The organism is Bacillus sp. MBGLi79 (genome assembly GCF_002953915.1).
In genome coordinates, this window is the sequence record NZ_CP026521.1 from 4,799,116 (window position 1) to 4,815,784 (window position 16,669).

The 16,669-nt window shown below is 42.1% G+C and carries 14 protein-coding genes; 7 read left to right on the plus strand and 7 right to left on the minus strand.

Features of this window, described 5'->3' with window-relative positions; genetic code table 11:
• Positions 1–102 precede the first annotated feature (102 nt).
• The 7 genes from rsmG to rpmH all read right to left on the minus strand — a co-directional run bounded on the left by rsmG (position 103) and on the right by rpmH (position 6,622).
• Complete coding sequence (gene rsmG / locus C1T29_RS24525; protein WP_014666148.1) at positions 103–822, minus strand: 16S rRNA (guanine(527)-N(7))-methyltransferase RsmG; 720 nt, start codon at positions 820–822, stop codon at positions 103–105.
• 13 nt (positions 823–835) lie between these two features.
• Positions 836–2,722 carry a tRNA uridine-5-carboxymethylaminomethyl(34) synthesis enzyme MnmG gene (gene mnmG, locus C1T29_RS24530; RefSeq protein WP_103749110.1) on the minus strand — a complete coding sequence of 629 codons (1,887 nt, stop codon included), beginning with the start codon at positions 2,720–2,722 and terminating at the stop codon, positions 836–838.
• Positions 2,723–2,742: 20 nt separating this feature from the next.
• Entirely contained in the window at positions 2,743–4,122 is a 1,380-nt protein-coding gene (mnmE, locus tag C1T29_RS24535) for a tRNA uridine-5-carboxymethylaminomethyl(34) synthesis GTPase MnmE (protein WP_071578818.1), read from the minus strand.
• Positions 4,123–4,432: 310 nt separating this feature from the next.
• Positions 4,433–5,059, minus strand: a complete 627-nt coding sequence (jag, locus tag C1T29_RS24540) for an RNA-binding cell elongation regulator Jag/EloR (RefSeq protein ID WP_095430957.1) — start codon at positions 5,057–5,059, stop codon at positions 4,433–4,435.
• Positions 5,056–5,841: a YidC family membrane integrase SpoIIIJ gene (gene spoIIIJ / locus C1T29_RS24545; RefSeq protein WP_050982297.1), complete on the minus strand. Its 786-nt coding sequence runs from the start codon at positions 5,839–5,841 to the stop codon at positions 5,056–5,058. Before spoIIIJ ends, jag begins: the two co-directional genes overlap by 4 nt.
• 144 nt (positions 5,842–5,985) lie before the next feature.
• Positions 5,986–6,336, minus strand: coding sequence for a ribonuclease P protein component (gene rnpA / locus C1T29_RS24550; RefSeq protein ID WP_003242628.1), 351 nt, complete (start codon positions 6,334–6,336; stop codon positions 5,986–5,988).
• A gap of 151 nt (positions 6,337–6,487) precedes the next feature.
• Positions 6,488–6,622 (minus strand): 50S ribosomal protein L34, encoded by a 135-nt coding sequence (gene rpmH / locus C1T29_RS24555; RefSeq protein WP_003178075.1) that lies wholly within the window; start codon positions 6,620–6,622, stop codon positions 6,488–6,490.
• Positions 6,623–7,248: 626 nt separating this feature from the next.
• Between rpmH and dnaA the strand changes: the two genes are divergently transcribed.
• From dnaA to gyrA, 7 genes are all read left to right on the plus strand, one after another.
• The gene (gene dnaA, locus C1T29_RS24560; protein WP_003242674.1) at positions 7,249–8,589 is read left to right on the plus strand and encodes a chromosomal replication initiator protein DnaA; all 1,341 of its coding nucleotides are present in this window, start codon (positions 7,249–7,251) and stop codon (positions 8,587–8,589) included.
• Positions 8,590–8,779: 190 nt separating this feature from the next.
• Positions 8,780–9,916, plus strand: a complete 1,137-nt coding sequence (dnaN, locus tag C1T29_RS24565) for a DNA polymerase III subunit beta (protein WP_014662455.1) — start codon at positions 8,780–8,782, stop codon at positions 9,914–9,916.
• 130 nt (positions 9,917–10,046) lie between these two features.
• Positions 10,047–10,262, plus strand: coding sequence for a ribosome maturation protein RlbA (gene rlbA, locus C1T29_RS24570; RefSeq protein ID WP_003219264.1), 216 nt, complete (start codon positions 10,047–10,049; stop codon positions 10,260–10,262).
• A 15-nt stretch (positions 10,263–10,277) separates the two neighbouring features.
• Entirely contained in the window at positions 10,278–11,390 is a 1,113-nt protein-coding gene (gene recF, locus C1T29_RS24575; protein ID WP_040081112.1) for a DNA replication/repair protein RecF, read from the plus strand.
• A 17-nt stretch (positions 11,391–11,407) separates the two neighbouring features.
• Positions 11,408–11,653 carry an extracellular matrix regulator RemB gene (gene remB, locus C1T29_RS24580; protein WP_003219266.1) on the plus strand — a complete coding sequence of 82 codons (246 nt, stop codon included), beginning with the start codon at positions 11,408–11,410 and terminating at the stop codon, positions 11,651–11,653.
• A 53-nt stretch (positions 11,654–11,706) separates the two neighbouring features.
• Positions 11,707–13,623, plus strand: a complete 1,917-nt coding sequence (gene gyrB / locus C1T29_RS24585) for a DNA topoisomerase (ATP-hydrolyzing) subunit B (protein ID WP_014662457.1) — start codon at positions 11,707–11,709, stop codon at positions 13,621–13,623.
• 210 nt (positions 13,624–13,833) lie between these two features.
• The gene (gene gyrA / locus C1T29_RS24590) at positions 13,834–16,299 is read left to right on the plus strand and encodes a DNA topoisomerase (ATP-hydrolyzing) subunit A (protein WP_103749109.1); all 2,466 of its coding nucleotides are present in this window, start codon (positions 13,834–13,836) and stop codon (positions 16,297–16,299) included.
• The last annotated feature ends 370 nt before the right edge of the window (positions 16,300–16,669 follow it).

The following is a 16,669-nucleotide window of genomic DNA, read 5'->3' on the forward strand; positions in this document are numbered from 1 at the left end:
AAACTGCCATTTTTATAATTCTATTTTCTCATGGTTTTTCCTGCTATACATCCATCAATTTTGATGAAAATATGATGGTATTGTCATATCAGGCTGTCTAAATTACCCTTCAATTGGCGATTTATTAGGAGTTCCCGGTTTTCTTGGATACTTCTTAGGTGTATTTTTTATCTTGCGTATCACCATAATATTACGATCGCTTTCTTCAATAGGCAGCTTAAAGGAATGGACATTCTCAAGTTCTCCTCCAAGCGTCGTGATTGCTTTTTTGCCTGCATTCAGTTCTTCTTCAGCTGATGCCGCTTTTAAAGCAACAAATAAACCGTTTTTCTTCACCAGAGGCAAGCAAAGCTCACTCAAAACAGATAATCTTGCAACTGCTCGCGCCGTCACAATATCATAGCTTTCCCGCACGTCTTTCCGTTGTCCGAACGTTTCAGCTCTGTCATGGCAGAATGTTGTATTCTCCAATTGCAAAGCTTCAGATAACTTTTCTAAAAACGTAATCCGTTTGTTCAGTGAATCCACGATTGTGACATTGAGGTGCGGAAAACATATTTTTATCGGCAGACTCGGAAAACCCGCTCCCGCTCCGACATCACAAATCGTGTTCACTTGATTGAAGTCGACATAGAAAGCAGCTGTAATGGAGTCATAAAAATGCTTCAGATACACTTCTTTTTTCTCTGTAATTGAAGTCAGGTTGATTTTTTCATTCCATTCAACCAGCATGTCGTAATACAGCTCAAATTGCTCCAGCTGACGGGGAGAAAGGGAGATCCCTTTTTCCGCCAAACCGGAAGTGAATTCTTCAATATTCATGCCGTCATCCTTTCTACTCGGCTATCTTCGCAATGCGTCCCTGCTCTAAATACACCAATAGAATTGAAATGTCCGCCGGGTTTACACCGGAAATGCGGGAAGCTTGGGCAACAGACAGAGGGCGCACATTTTTCAGCTTTTGACGCGCCTCAGTCGCGATCCCTTTGATTGCGTCATAATCAATTCGATCCGGAATTTTTTTATTTTCCATCTTCTTCAGTTTTTCCACTTGCTGAAGAGATTTTTCAATATATCCTTCATATTTCACTTGGATTTCCACTTGTTCTGCCACGTCTTGAGGAACCGGCACTTCTGGCGGCGCCAGTTTTGTGACTGTTTCATAGTTCATTTCAGGACGTTTCATTAAGTCTGTGCCGCGAACTCCATCTTTCAATTCGCTTCCGCCAAGAGAACGGATATATTCTTGGTTTTCTGGAGACGGCTTGATAATGACAGAATACAGACGTTTTTTCTCCGCTTCGATCGCCGCTTTTTTCTTCTCAAAAGCTGCATACCGCTCATCAGAAATCAATCCAATGCGGTGCCCGATTTCTGTCAGGCGCAAATCAGCATTATCATGGCGAAGAAGCAATCTGTATTCAGCACGTGATGTCAAGAGACGGTAAGGCTCATTAGTTCCTTTTGTTACAAGGTCATCAATCAGAACACCAATGTAGGCGTCAGAACGGCTTAGAATCACTTCTTCTTTTCCAAGCGCTTTCCGTCCTGCATTGATTCCCGCCATAATTCCTTGTCCTGCGGCTTCTTCATAACCGGATGTTCCGTTAATTTGGCCTGCAGTGTAAAGGTTGGTGATTTTTTTCGTTTCAAGTGTCGGCCAGAGCTGTGTCGGTACGATCGCATCATACTCGATCGCATAGCCGGCTCTCATCATTTGCACGTTTTCAAGTCCAGGAATCGTTGCAAGCATTCTTTGCTGTACGTCTTCTGGAAGACTAGTAGATAAACCTTGGACATAGACTTCCTGTGTATTTCTGCCTTCCGGCTCAAGGAAGATCTGGTGACGCGGTTTATCATTAAATCGTACAACTTTATCTTCAATGGACGGGCAATATCTTGGGCCAGTACCTTTGATCATACCGGAATACATCGGTGAACGGTGCAGGTTGCTGTCAATAATCTCATGTGTCTCAGGGCTTGTATATGTCAGCCAGCAAGGGAGCTGATCTGTGATATACTCCACTGTTTCATATGAGAAAGCGCGAGGCACTTCGTCACCAGGCTGAATTTCCGTTTTGCTGTAATCAATTGTGTCGCTTTTAACGCGAGGCGGCGTACCTGTTTTAAAACGAACAAGGTCAAAACCCAGTTCCTCCAAATGCTCAGAAAGCTTAATAGAAGGCTGCTGGTTGTTCGGGCCGCTTGAGTAAGACAGATCGCCAAGAATAATTCGTCCTCTTAGATAGGTCCCTGTCGTCATGACAACTGTTTTCGCACGATAATGTGCGCCGGTTTGTGTAATCACACCTCGGCATTCACCGTCTTCAACGATCAGCCGCTCCACAATTCCTTGCAGCAATGTTAAGTTTGGTTCTTTTTCAAGTGTATTTTTCATTTCGTGCTGATATTGGAATTTGTCTGCTTGTGCACGCAATGCACGAACCGCAGGACCTTTTCCTGTATTCAGCATTCTCATTTGAATATGCGTTTTATCGATGTTTCTTCCCATTTCTCCGCCAAGCGCGTCAATCTCACGGACGACAATCCCTTTTGCGGGGCCGCCGACAGACGGATTACATGGCATAAATGCAACCATATCTAGGTTGATGGTCAAGACAAGCGTTTTGGCGCCTTGGCGTGCAGATGCGAGGGCAGCCTCAACACCGGCATGCCCGGCGCCAATCACAATCACATCGTATTGGCCTGCTTCATACCCCATGATTCTAGTTCCTCCTTTTATTATTTTCCTAAACAGAATTGTGAAAAGAGCTGATCAATTAAGCTTTCGTGGACAGAATCTCCGATGATTTCGCCCAAAAGCTCCCAGCATCTTGTAAGGTCGATTTGCACCATGTCGATCGGGACATCCTGTTCGATGCCGCTAAGCGCATCTTCAATGGCACGTTTTGCTTGCTGTAAAATAGAGATGTGACGTGTGTTGCTGACATAAGTCAGATCCCCGCTTTCAATGGCACCCGTGTAGAACAGCGATTGAATCGCTTCTTCCAGATCATTGATGCCTTCCTCTTTTAAAAGGGATGTCGTAACAACTGGACGTCCATTGGCAAGTTCACGGACACGCTCAGTGTCAATCTTCGCCTCAAGGTCAGTCTTATTCAAAATCACGATAACGTCCATGCCCTCAACGGCTTCAAAAAGCTTTACATCTTCTTCAGAAAGCTCTTCACTATTATTAAGAACAAGTAAAATCAGGTCCGCTTCCTTCAGAACCTGGCGAGAACGTTCAACACCGATTCGCTCAACAATGTCTTCTGTTTCGCGAATACCAGCTGTATCAACCAGACGAAGCGGGACGCCTCTTACATTCACGTATTCCTCAATTACATCCCGTGTCGTTCCGGGAATATCGGTTACAATGGCTTTTGCCTCATGAACGAGACTGTTCAGAAGAGATGATTTTCCTACGTTCGGCCGGCCGATAATGACGGTAGAAAGACCTTCACGCAAGATTTTTCCTTGCTCAGAAGTTCTCAACAGCGCCTCAATTTCCTTTTTAACGGCGGTTGCCTTTTCAACTAAAATCTGATGCGTCATTTCCTCTACATCATCATACTCCGGATAATCGATATTCACCTCAACATGAGCCAGGGTTTCTAAAATCTCACTGCGCAAACGGCGCACCAAAGCAGAAAGACGCCCTTCCATTTGATTCATAGCAACGTTCATTGCCCGGTCCGTTTTCGCTCTGATTAAGTCCATAACCGCTTCCGCCTGTGAAAGATCGATTCGCCCGTTTAAAAACGCACGTTTCGTAAATTCGCCAGGCTCTGCCAGTCTCGCTCCCTCTCTCAATGCGAGCTGAAGCACTTGGTTCACAGTCACAATTCCCCCGTGACAGTTAATCTCGATCACATCTTCTCGTGTAAAAGTTCTCGGCGCTTTTAACACTGATACCATTACTTCCTCAACGACACGATCTGAAGGTCTGTCTACGATATGACCATAATGAATCGTATGTGATTCAACCGAGCTGAGTGTTTTCCCCTTCGGTCCTTTATAAATTTTATCTGCGATTTGAATGGCCTCTGGTCCGCTCAACCGTACAATCGCAATCGCGCCTTCTCCCATCGGTGTGGAAATTGCCGCAATTGTATCCATGCTGTTCACCTCTCTTTACTTATGTTTCATCTATATAAAAAAATTTTTATTATGCCAAAACTAAAAGATAACATAGTTTGGTTCGAAGTGGAAGATTTGTTATCCACAGAAATAGAAATTCGTCCCTTATTACTTTAACTTATCCACATGTGAATAACAATTAATTTTATTTCCTGAACTTCCTTTTTATCAACAGGATACACCTAAAAAGAAAAAACTTAAACGGCAAAACCTTGATATTACTAGGAAAAGTAGATTTTTCGCATACAAAAAAACCGAAATCCGATTTTTACCGGACTTCGGTTTTATGCTATTTTTTATGGGAAATAACGAGATGGCGATTTTCGCCTTCACCCATTGAATATGTTTTGATCTGGTGGTTTGCATATCCAGAAAGAGTATCATGAATAACTTTTCTTTCAGTGGATGGCATAGGCTCAAGCTGGATTGCTTTTTTCGTTTTCAAGACCTGGTCAGCAAGCCTGATGGCCAGCTGGCTCAGCGTTTCCTTTCTTTTCAAACGATAGTTTTCTGCATCCACCGTCACATTTTTATATTGGCCTGGATAACGGTTAAGAACTAGCTGTGTCAATGTTTCAAGAGCATTTAAGGTTTGTCCTCTTTTCCCAATCAACAATGCCGTTTTTTCACCTGTTATATGGAATCTCACTGTCTTTTTGCTTTCTTGAACAGTCACATCAGACTTTCCGGCAATGGCTTCGGCGATCGTTTGAAGATAAGACTTCGCTTGCTGAATCGGATCAATCTTTTCAACTAGCTTGACGATCGCCGGCTTTTTACCGAAAATACCGAGAAACCCTTTGTGTCCCTCTTCAATAACAGTAATTTCTACTTTATTCCTCGTTAATCCCAGCTCTTGCAATCCGGACTGTACTGCTTCATCGACATTTCGCCCTGCAGCAGTCACATTCCTCACTTTTTCTTTCCTCCGGCTTTTTGCGGCTCAGGATTTTTTTTAATATCAGGCCCTTTAATGAGGAAAGTTTGCGCAATCATAAACAAGTTACCGACTACCCAATAAAGAGAAAGAGCCGCCGGGAAGTTGATCGCAAATACGATAATCATAATTGGCATAATCCAAAGCATCATCGCCATTTGCGGATTTTGCTGCGCATTGCCCGCCATCATCAGTTTTTGCTGAACAAATGTGGCGACACCGGCAACGATAGGAAGAATATAGAAAGGATCCTTTTCTCCTAAGTCAAACCATAAGAAGCTATGCTCTGAAATCGCCTGTGTTCTCATGATCGCATGATAGAATCCAATTAAAATCGGCATCTGGATCAAAATCGGGAAACATCCCGCCAATGGATTAACACCATGCTTTTGGAATAAAGCCATTGTTTCCTGCTGAAGCTTTTGCTGTGTTTTTTGATCCTTTGAGCTGTATTTTTCTTTCAACTTTTGCATTTCCGGCTGTAAAGCCTGCATCGCTTTCGAACTTCTCAGCTGCTTAATCATCAGCGGTAAAATTAATAAACGAATTAAAATGGTAACAAGAATAATTGAAAGTCCGTAGTTATCTCCCGTCAATTTCGCTACATACGTAATGAGCTCAGACAATGGATATACTACGTACTTGTCCCAGAAATGCGGACTATCTGCAGTGATCGGCTCTTTCACACTCGAGCATCCAGCCAAAAGCATGAATACGCCAACCATACTTAATAGCAACCCTATTCTCCTTTTCAACAACATTTCCTCCTATAATTAATCTTTACACTCTTTTATTGCAAAGCATACTTGTATGTATTTTAGCATCTTTCAGTTTTAAATGGTGTCTTTTTCTGATCAACCAGAAAGGAAGCGCTTTTAAAAGTTGTAAGAAAGCAGTGGTGATGCCTACTTTGACGAAGATTTCTTATATAATGAAGACTTTCTGAATAGATGCTGCAGACTTTTTTTCGTTTCCTCATATGTCAGCTGGCTCGCCGGTTTTCTGGCAATAATGATGTAGTCCTTTTCCTTCAGTCTCTCTTTCTCTTCAAGAAAGGCCTGCCGAATCAAACGTTTGATCCGATTTCGCATCACAGCATTGCCAATTTTTTTGCTGACGGAAAGCCCGACACGCAGCTCATCATTTTCAGGCTGATCAAGCGTATATAAGACAAACTGGCGGTTTGCAACTGATGTCCCATGTTTAAACACTTTTTGAAAATCTTCATTTTTCTTTAAACGATTTCGCTTCTTCAAATGACTCACTCCGATACTGGCTGGCAGAAACTTTTAAAATTTATTATGAAAATGAGATGCATTTGAACCAGGGAGCATGCCCCGGTTCATTACGCATCACATCTATCTTTTCCCATAACGTGAAAAAAGACCACTGACATTATTCAGTGGCCTAAGCTGATAATACTTTTCTGCCTTTGCGGCGACGGCGTGCTAAAACTAGACGACCGTTTTTTGAACTCATACGGCTTCTGAAGCCATGAACTTTGCTGCGTTTACGGTTATTCGGTTGGAATGTTCTTTTCATTTATGACACCTCCCTCGAGGAATAGCTGTTAAAGACAGTCTTACTTATTATATTTGCGTTACCTATTCATTGTCAACTTTACTAGTGCTTTTATTTCTTGCAACCATAATAGGATACCATACCTTTTCAACTTTCGAAACCTTATTTTTTAGATTCCTTAATTTAACGAAAAAAAGACAGATCCAAACAATTTGCCCCTAAAAACACGCGTGTGGATATCTTTTTCGGCTTTTTTTAATATCCACAAAGGTTATCGACAACATTTTCACATTACCAACCCCTGTGGACAATAATTTTTCAACAGGTTGTCCGCTTTGTGGATAAGATTGTGACAACCATTGCAAGCTCTCGTTTATTTTGGTATTATATTTGTGTTTTAACTCTTGATTACTAATCTTACCTTTCCTCTTTATCCACAAAGTGTGGATAAGTTGTGGATTGATTTCACACAGCTTGTGTAGAAGGTTGTCCACAAGTTGTGAAATTTGTCGAAAAGCTATTTATCTACTATATTATATGTTTTCAACATTTAATGTGTACGAATGGTAAGCGCCATTTGCTCTTTTTTTGTGTTCTATAACAGAGAAAGATGCCATTTTCTATGAAAAGGAGGGACGTGCCGGAAGATGGAAAATATATTAGACCTGTGGAACCAAGCCCTTGCTCAAATCGAAAAAAAGTTGAGCAAACCGAGTTTTGAGACTTGGATGAAGTCAACCAAAGCCCACTCACTGCAAGGAGATACCTTAACGATCACGGCTCCCAATGAATTTGCCAGAGACTGGCTGGAGTCCAGATACTTGCATCTGATTGCAGATACTATATATGAATTAACCGGGGAAGAATTGAGCATTAAGTTTGTCATTCCTCAAAATCAAGATGTTGAGGACTTTATGCCGAAACCGCAAGTCAAAAAGGCGGTCAAAGAAGATACATCTGATTTTCCTCAAAATATGCTCAATCCAAAATATACTTTTGATACTTTTGTCATCGGATCTGGAAACCGATTTGCACACGCAGCTTCCCTTGCAGTAGCGGAAGCACCCGCGAAAGCTTACAACCCTTTATTTATCTATGGGGGCGTCGGCTTAGGGAAAACACACTTAATGCATGCGATCGGCCATTATGTAATAGATCATAATCCTTCTGCCAAAGTGGTTTATCTGTCTTCTGAGAAATTTACAAACGAATTCATCAACTCTATCCGAGATAATAAAGCCGTCGACTTCCGCAATCGCTATCGAAATGTTGATGTGCTTTTGATAGATGATATTCAATTTTTAGCGGGGAAAGAACAAACCCAGGAAGAATTTTTCCATACATTTAACACATTGCACGAAGAAAGCAAACAAATCGTCATTTCAAGTGACCGGCCTCCAAAGGAAATTCCGACACTTGAGGACAGATTGCGCTCACGTTTTGAATGGGGCCTGATCACGGATATCACGCCGCCTGATCTGGAAACGAGAATTGCGATTTTAAGAAAAAAAGCCAAAGCAGAGGGCCTCGATATTCCAAACGAGGTTATGCTTTACATCGCAAATCAAATCGACAGCAATATTCGGGAGCTGGAAGGCGCATTAATCAGAGTTGTTGCTTACTCATCTTTAATTAATAAAGATATTAATGCTGATCTGGCCGCTGAGGCGCTGAAAGATATTATTCCTTCATCAAAACCGAAAGTCATTACGATTAAAGAAATTCAGAGGGTAGTAGGCCAGCAATTTAATATTAAACTCGAGGATTTCAAAGCAAAAAAACGGACAAAGTCAGTAGCTTTTCCGCGTCAAATCGCCATGTACTTATCAAGGGAAATGACTGATTCCTCTCTTCCTAAAATCGGAGAAGAGTTTGGAGGACGGGATCATACGACCGTTATTCATGCGCATGAAAAAATTTCAAAACTGCTGGCAGATGACGAACAGCTTCAGCAGCATGTAAAAGAAATTAAAGAACAGCTTAAATAGCAGGACCGGGGATTAATCGGGGAAAGTGTGAATAACTTTACGGAAGTCATACACAGTCTGTCCACATGTGGATAGGCTGTGTTTCCTGTCTTTTTCACAACTTATCCACAAATCCACAGGCCCTACTATTACTTCTACTATTTTTTAAAAAAATATATATATTAATACATTATCCGTTAGGAGGATAAAAATGAAATTCACGATTCAAAAAGATCGTCTTGTTGAAAGTGTCCAAGATGTATTAAAAGCAGTTTCATCCAGAACTACGATTCCCATTCTGACTGGTATTAAAATTGTTGCATCAGATGATGGCGTATCCTTTACAGGAAGTGATTCAGATATTTCTATTGAATCCTTTATTCCAAAAGAAGAAGGAGATAAAGAAATCGTCACTATCGAACAGCCCGGAAGCATCGTTTTACAGGCTCGCTTCTTTAGCGAAATTGTAAAAAAACTGCCGATGGCAACTGTCGAAATCGAAGTGCAAAATCAGTATTTAACGATTATTCGTTCTGGTAAAGCCGAATTTAATCTAAACGGACTGGATGCTGATGAGTATCCTCACTTGCCGCAGATTGAAGAACATCATGCGATTCAGATTCCAACTGATTTGTTAAAAAATTTGATCAGACAAACCGTATTCGCAGTGTCCACCTCAGAAACACGTCCTATCTTGACAGGTGTAAACTGGAAAGTGGAACAAAGTGAATTATTATGCACCGCAACGGATAGTCACCGTCTTGCTTTAAGAAAAGCGAAACTTGATATTCCAGAAGACAGATCTTATAACGTCGTGATTCCGGGAAAAAGTTTAACTGAACTCAGCAAGATTTTGGATGACAATCAGGAACTCGTAGATATCGTGATCACAGAAACTCAAGTTCTGTTTAAAGCGAAAAACGTTTTATTTTTCTCACGGCTTCTGGACGGAAATTATCCAGACACAACCAGCCTGATTCCGCAAGACAGCAAAACAGAAATCATTGTAAACACAAAAGAATTCCTTCAGGCCATTGATCGTGCATCTCTTTTAGCCAGAGAGGGGCGCAACAACGTGGTGAAGCTGTCCGCAAAACCGGCTGAATCCATTGAAATTTCTTCTAACTCCCCTGAAATCGGTAAAGTTGTGGAAGCAATTGTTGCGGATCAAATTGAGGGTGAGGAATTAAATATCTCTTTTAGTCCAAAATATATGATGGATGCACTAAAGGTGCTTGAAGGAGCAGAAATACGCGTAAGCTTTACAGGTGCAATGAGACCTTTCTTAATTCGCACGCCGAATGATGAAACGATTGTACAGCTTATCCTTCCTGTCAGAACCTATTAATCCGATACACTGCTGCCGACCCGTCGGCAGCTTTTCTATTCGGCAACTGCTCCGACAAGTTTTCCCTTTCCCTAATTCGTTTTTTTTTAGTACAATTAGATATTAGTGATATTTGAAAGAGGTCGATATAATGGCAAATCCGATTTCAATTGATACAGAGATGATTACACTCGGACAATTCTTAAAATTAGCCGATGTGATTCAGTCTGGCGGGATGGCGAAGTGGTTTTTAAGCGAGCATGAAGTGCTTGTGAACAACGAGCCGGACAACCGCCGAGGCAGAAAGCTGTATGTTGGAGATGTGGTAGAGATTGAAGGATTTGGTTCATTTCAAGTCGTCAATTAAAGCGGGTGACACTGATTGTATATCCAGAACTTAGAACTGACATCTTACCGCAACTACGACCATGCTGAACTTCAATTTGAAAATAAAGTAAATGTGATCATCGGTGAAAACGCCCAGGGGAAGACAAACCTTATGGAGGCGATCTATGTCTTGTCTATGGCGAAATCGCACAGGACATCAAATGACAAAGAACTTATACGGTGGGACAAAGACTATGCTAAAATAGAGGGAAGAGTGATGAAGCAAAACGGGGCGATCCCGATGCAGCTCGTCATCTCCAAAAAAGGTAAAAAGGGCAAGGTCAATCATATTGAACAGCAAAAGCTCAGCCAGTATGTCGGGGCCCTCAACACCATTATGTTTGCGCCGGAAGATTTAAATCTTGTAAAGGGAAGCCCTCAAGTGAGAAGGCGGTTTCTTGACATGGAAATCGGACAGGTTTCTCCCGTCTACCTTCATGACCTTTCTCTTTACCAGAAAATCCTTTCCCAGCGGAATCATTTTTTAAAACAGCTGCAAACAAGAAAACAAACAGACCGGACGATGCTCGATGTTTTGACCGATCAGCTTGTGGAAGTTGCAGCAAAAGTCGTCGTAAAACGCCTGCAGTTTACAGCACAGCTCGAAAAATGGGCGCAGCCCGTCCATGCAGGCATCTCAAGAGGGCTTGAAGAACTGACCTTGAAGTACCATACAGCTCTTGATGTATCAGATCCCGTAGACTTGTCGAAAATAGGAGATAGCTATCAAGAAGCGTTTTCTAAATTAAGAGAAAAAGAAATCGAGCGCGGTGTTACTTTGTCAGGGCCTCATCGTGACGATGTCCTTTTCTATGTGAACGGACGCGATGTGCAGACGTATGGTTCTCAAGGACAGCAGCGAACGACGGCGTTGTCCCTTAAGCTGGCGGAGATTGACCTGATCCATGAAGAAATCGGAGAATATCCCATTTTACTATTGGATGATGTACTGAGTGAACTGGATGATTATCGCCAGTCACACTTGCTTCATACGATCCAAGGCCGTGTACAAACGTTTGTCACAACGACAAGCGTTGATGGCATTGATCACGAAACCTTACGTCAAGCAGGAATGTTCCGTGTGCAAAATGGTGCGTTAGTGAAGTGAAGAAATGAGGTGAGCAATTGTATATTCATTTAGGTGATGACTTTGTGGTTTCAACACGAGATATTGTCGGCATTTTTGACTTTAAAGCCAACATGTCGCCTATTGTTGAAGAATTTCTGAAAAAACAGAAACACAAGGTGGTGCCTTCCGTAAACGGCACGCCCAAATCTATCGTAGTCACGGTTCAGAATATATATTACTCTCCCTTATCTTCCAGCACATTAAAAAAACGTGCGCAATTTATGTTTGAAATAGATTCTTAGAATTTTTTATCACGAATATATCGTTTAGAAAAGTGTAGGTGAATGACGTGGCTATGGAACAGCAGCAAAACAGTTATGATGAAAATCAGATACAGGTACTAGAAGGATTGGAAGCTGTTCGTAAAAGACCGGGGATGTATATCGGCTCGACAAACAGCAAAGGCCTTCACCACCTGGTATGGGAAATTGTCGACAATAGTATTGACGAAGCCCTCGCCGGTTATTGTAAAGATATCAATATCCAAATCGAAAAAGACAACAGTATCACGGTTGTAGATAATGGCCGCGGTATTCCAGTCGGTATTCATGAAAAAATGGGCCGTCCTGCGGTAGAAGTCATTATGACGGTGCTTCATGCCGGAGGAAAATTTGACGGAAGCGGCTATAAAGTATCCGGAGGATTACACGGTGTAGGTGCGTCGGTCGTGAACGCACTATCAACAGAGCTTGATGTGACGGTTCACCGTGACGGTAAAATTCATCGCCAAACCTATAAACGCGGAGTTCCAGTTTCAGACCTTGAAATCATTGGCGAAACGGATCATACAGGAACGACGACACATTTTGTCCCGGATCCTGAAATTTTCACAGAAACAACTGAGTATGATTATGATCTGCTTGCCAACCGCGTGCGTGAATTAGCCTTTTTGACAAAGGGCGTAAACATCACGATCGAAGATAAACGTGAAGGGCAAGAGCGTAAAAACGAGTACCATTACGAAGGCGGAATTAAAAGTTATGTAGAGTATTTAAACCGTTCTAAAGAAGTTGTCCATGAAGAGCCGATTTACATTGAAGGCGAAAAGGACGGCATTACGGTTGAAGTGGCTTTACAATACAATGACAGCTACACAAGCAACATTTACTCGTTTACAAACAACATTAACACGTACGAAGGCGGTACCCATGAAGCTGGCTTCAAAACGGGCCTGACTCGTGTTATCAACGACTATGCCAGAAAAAAAGGGCTTATTAAAGAAAATGACCCTAACCTAAGCGGAGATGATGTAAGAGAAGGGCTGACCGCGATTATTTCAATCAAACACCCTGATCCGCAGTTTGAGGGCCAAACGAAAACAAAGCTAGGCAACTCAGAAGCTCGGACCATCACTGATACGTTATTTTCTGCGGCAATGGAAACATTTATGCTGGAAAATCCAGATGCGGCCAAAAAAATTGTCGATAAAGGTTTAATGGCGGCAAGAGCTAGAATGGCTGCGAAAAAAGCGCGTGAACTTACACGCCGCAAGAGCGCTTTGGAAATTTCAAACCTTCCCGGTAAACTAGCGGACTGCTCTTCAAAAGATCCGAGCATTTCCGAGTTATATATCGTAGAGGGTGACTCTGCCGGTGGATCTGCTAAACAAGGACGGGACAGACATTTCCAAGCTATTTTGCCGCTTAGAGGTAAAATCTTGAACGTTGAAAAAGCAAGACTGGACAAGATCCTTTCTAACAACGAAGTTCGCTCTATGATCACAGCACTTGGCACAGGTATCGGGGAAGATTTCAACCTGGAGAAAGCCCGTTACCATAAAGTTGTCATTATGACAGATGCCGATGTTGACGGTGCGCACATCAGAACCCTGCTGTTAACGTTCTTTTACAGATATATGCGCCAAATTATCGAAAATGGCTATGTGTACATTGCACAGCCGCCGCTCTACAAGGTTCAACAGGGGAAACGTGTTGAATATGCGTACAATGACAAGGAGCTTGAAGACTTGTTAAAAACGCTTCCTCAAACACCTAAGCCTGGATTGCAGCGTTACAAAGGTCTTGGTGAAATGAATGCCACCCAGTTATGGGAGACAACCATGGATCCTAGCTCTAGAACGCTGCTTCAGGTAACTCTTGAAGATGCAATGGATGCGGATGAGACATTCGAAATGCTGATGGGCGACAAAGTAGAACCTCGCCGAAACTTCATAGAAGCAAATGCGAGATACGTTAAAAATCTTGACATCTAATCATAAAAAGCCTTATTTCCAATAAGAAATAAGGCTTTTTTCTAAACAAGATCAGATGCAGCAATGCTTGCAATACCTATATATTCTAGCAATTTAATGTGTATAATCATAAGTTTATTGATATAATGGAGAATAGTGAAATCGTATTGAAGGTCATAATGGACAATCTACTCCCACATATTTCATGTGATACTTCAGGGAGGTTTTTTAATGAGTGAACAAAACACACCACAAGTTCGTGAAATAAATATCAGTCAGGAAATGCGTACGTCCTTCTTGGATTATGCAATGAGCGTTATCGTATCCCGTGCTCTTCCGGATGTTCGTGACGGCTTAAAGCCGGTTCATAGACGGATTTTATATGCAATGAATGATTTGGGCATGACCAGTGACAAGCCTTATAAAAAATCCGCGCGTATCGTTGGAGAGGTTATCGGGAAATACCATCCGCACGGTGATTCAGCGGTATATGAATCCATGGTCAGAATGGCTCAGGATTTCAACTACCGTTATATGCTCGTTGACGGTCACGGAAACTTCGGTTCTGTTGACGGAGACTCAGCGGCTGCCATGCGTTATACAGAAGCAAGAATGTCTAAAATCTCGATGGAAATTCTTCGAGACATCACAAAAGACACAATCGATTATCAGGATAACTATGACGGTTCAGAAAGAGAACCTGTCGTTATGCCTTCGAGGTTCCCAAATCTGCTCGTGAACGGTGCTGCCGGCATTGCGGTAGGTATGGCAACAAACATTCCTCCGCACCAGCTGGGAGAAATCATTGACGGTGTACTTGCTGTCAGTGAGAATCCGGACATTACAATTCCAGAGCTTATGGAAGTCATTCCAGGTCCTGATTTCCCGACTGCGGGTAAAATCTTGGGACGAAGCGGTATACGGAAAGCATACGAATCTGGCCGAGGCTCTATTACAATTCGGGCAAAAGCTGAGATCGAACAAACATCTTCAGGTAAAGAAAGAATTATTGTTACAGAGTTGCCTTACCAAGTAAATAAGGCGAAATTAATCGAGAAAATTGCTGATCTTGTTAGGGATAAAAAGATAGAGGGCATTACAGATCTGCGTGATGAGTCAGATCGTACAGGTATGAGAATTGTCATTGAAATTAGACGTGATGCTAATGCAAATGTCATTCTAAACAATCTGTACAAACAAACTGCTCTACAAACATCTTTTGGTATCAATTTGCTTGCACTTGTTGATGGTCAGCCGAAAGTTTTAACTCTTAAGCAATGCCTGGAGCATTACCTTGACCACCAAAAAGTCGTAATTAGACGCCGTACTGCCTATGAATTGCGTAAAGCGGAAGCGAGAGCTCACATCCTTGAAGGCTTGAGAGTTGCTCTGGATCATCTCGATGCAGTTATTTCCCTTATCCGTAATTCTCAAACGGCTGAAATTGCGAGAACAGGTTTAATTGAACAATTCTCACTGACAGAGAAGCAAGCACAAGCGATCCTTGATATGAGGCTCCAGCGTTTAACAGGACTGGAACGTGAAAAGATCGAAGAAGAATACCAATCTCTTGTTAAATTAATTGCAGAGCTAAAAGACATCTTGGCAAATGAATATAAAGTGCTTGAGATTATTCGTGAAGAACTCACGGAAATCAAAGAGCGTTTTAACGATGAAAGACGTACTGAGATCGTCACTTCTGGACTAGAGACAATTGAAGATGAAGATCTCATTGAGAGAGAAAATATCGTCGTCACTCTGACACACAACGGGTACATCAAACGTCTTCCTGCATCAACTTATCGCAGTCAAAAACGAGGCGGTAAAGGTGTACAAGGAATGGGAACAAATGAAGATGATTTCGTTGAGCATTTGATCTCTACGTCAACTCATGACACGATTCTCTTCTTCTCAAACAAGGGGAAAGTGTATCGTGCAAAAGGGTATGAAATCCCTGAATACGGCAGAACGGCAAAAGGAATCCCGATTATTAACCTGCTGGAAGTAGAAAAGGGTGAGTGGATCAACGCGATTATTCCAGTCACGGAATTCAATGCGGAGCTTTACCTTTTCTTCACAACAAAGCACGGGGTTTCAAAACGAACTTCGCTGTCTCAATTCGCTAATATCCGCAACAATGGCCTAATCGCTTTGAGTCTTCGTGAGGATGATGAACTGATGGGTGTACGTCTGACTGATGGTACAAAACAAATCATCATCGGAACGAAAAACGGTTTACTGATCCGTTTCCCTGAAACAGATGTCCGGGAGATGGGAAGAACTGCGGCAGGCGTAAAAGGCATCACCCTGACAGATGACGACGTTGTTGTCGGCATGGAGATATTAGAGGAAGAATCACACGTTCTTATCGTAACTGAAAAAGGATACGGAAAACGGACTCCGGCTGAAGAGTACAGAACCCAAAGCCGGGGCGGAAAAGGACTCAAAACAGCAAAAATCACCGAGAACAACGGCCAACTAGTAGCAGTGAAAGCTACTAAAGGTGAAGAGGATCTAATGATTATTACAGCCAGCGGCGTACTCATTAGAATGGACATCAGTGATATCTCAATCACCGGACGTGTCACTCAAGGTGTGCGTCTCATCAGAATGGCAGAAGAAGAACATGTTGCTACAGTGGCCTTAGTAGAGAAAAACGAAGAAGATGAGAATGAAGAAGAACAAGAAGAAGTGTGAGAAAAAGCGCAGCTAAAATAGCTGCGCTTTTTTGTTTTATTCCTCTTTACAGTCTTAAAAATTATGGTATAATCATTTTTGTTGTCTTTTAAAAGACGCAAACGTAACAATCATGACTAGTAAAAACTTTTTCAAAAAAGTGTTGACCTAGTTAACTAAAAATGTTACTATTAAGTAGTCGCTTCGAGGGAAGCACACAAAGTTCTTTGAAAACTAAACAAGACAAAACGTACCTGTTAATTCATTTTTTATAAATCGCACAGCGATGTGCGTAGTCAGTCAAACTTTTTATCGGAGAGTTTGATCCTGGCTCAGGACGAACGCTGGCGGCGTGCCTAATACATGCAAGTCGAGCGGACAGATGGGAGCT

Excerpts from the sequence above, each read along its gene's own strand:
- mnmG (WP_103749110.1), bottom strand. The coding sequence starts at position 2,722 with ATGGGGTATGAAGCAGGCCAATACGATGTGATTGTGATTGGCGCCGGG.
- dnaN (WP_014662455.1), top strand. The coding sequence starts at position 8,780 with ATGAAATTCACGATTCAAAAAGATCGTCTTGTTGAAAGTGTCCAAGAT.
- gyrA (WP_103749109.1), top strand. The coding sequence starts at position 13,834 with ATGAGTGAACAAAACACACCACAAGTTCGTGAAATAAATATCAGTCAG.
- mnmE (WP_071578818.1), bottom strand. The coding sequence starts at position 4,122 with ATGGATACAATTGCGGCAATTTCCACACCGATGGGAGAAGGCGCGATT.
- spoIIIJ (WP_050982297.1), bottom strand. The coding sequence starts at position 5,841 with ATGTTGTTGAAAAGGAGAATAGGGTTGCTATTAAGTATGGTTGGCGTA.
- dnaA (WP_003242674.1), top strand. The coding sequence starts at position 7,249 with ATGGAAAATATATTAGACCTGTGGAACCAAGCCCTTGCTCAAATCGAA.
- rpmH (WP_003178075.1), bottom strand. The coding sequence starts at position 6,622 with ATGAAAAGAACATTCCAACCGAATAACCGTAAACGCAGCAAAGTTCAT.
- gyrB (WP_014662457.1), top strand. The coding sequence starts at position 11,707 with ATGGAACAGCAGCAAAACAGTTATGATGAAAATCAGATACAGGTACTA.
- rlbA (WP_003219264.1), top strand. The coding sequence starts at position 10,047 with ATGGCAAATCCGATTTCAATTGATACAGAGATGATTACACTCGGACAA.
- rsmG (WP_014666148.1), bottom strand. The coding sequence starts at position 822 with ATGAATATTGAAGAATTCACTTCCGGTTTGGCGGAAAAAGGGATCTCC.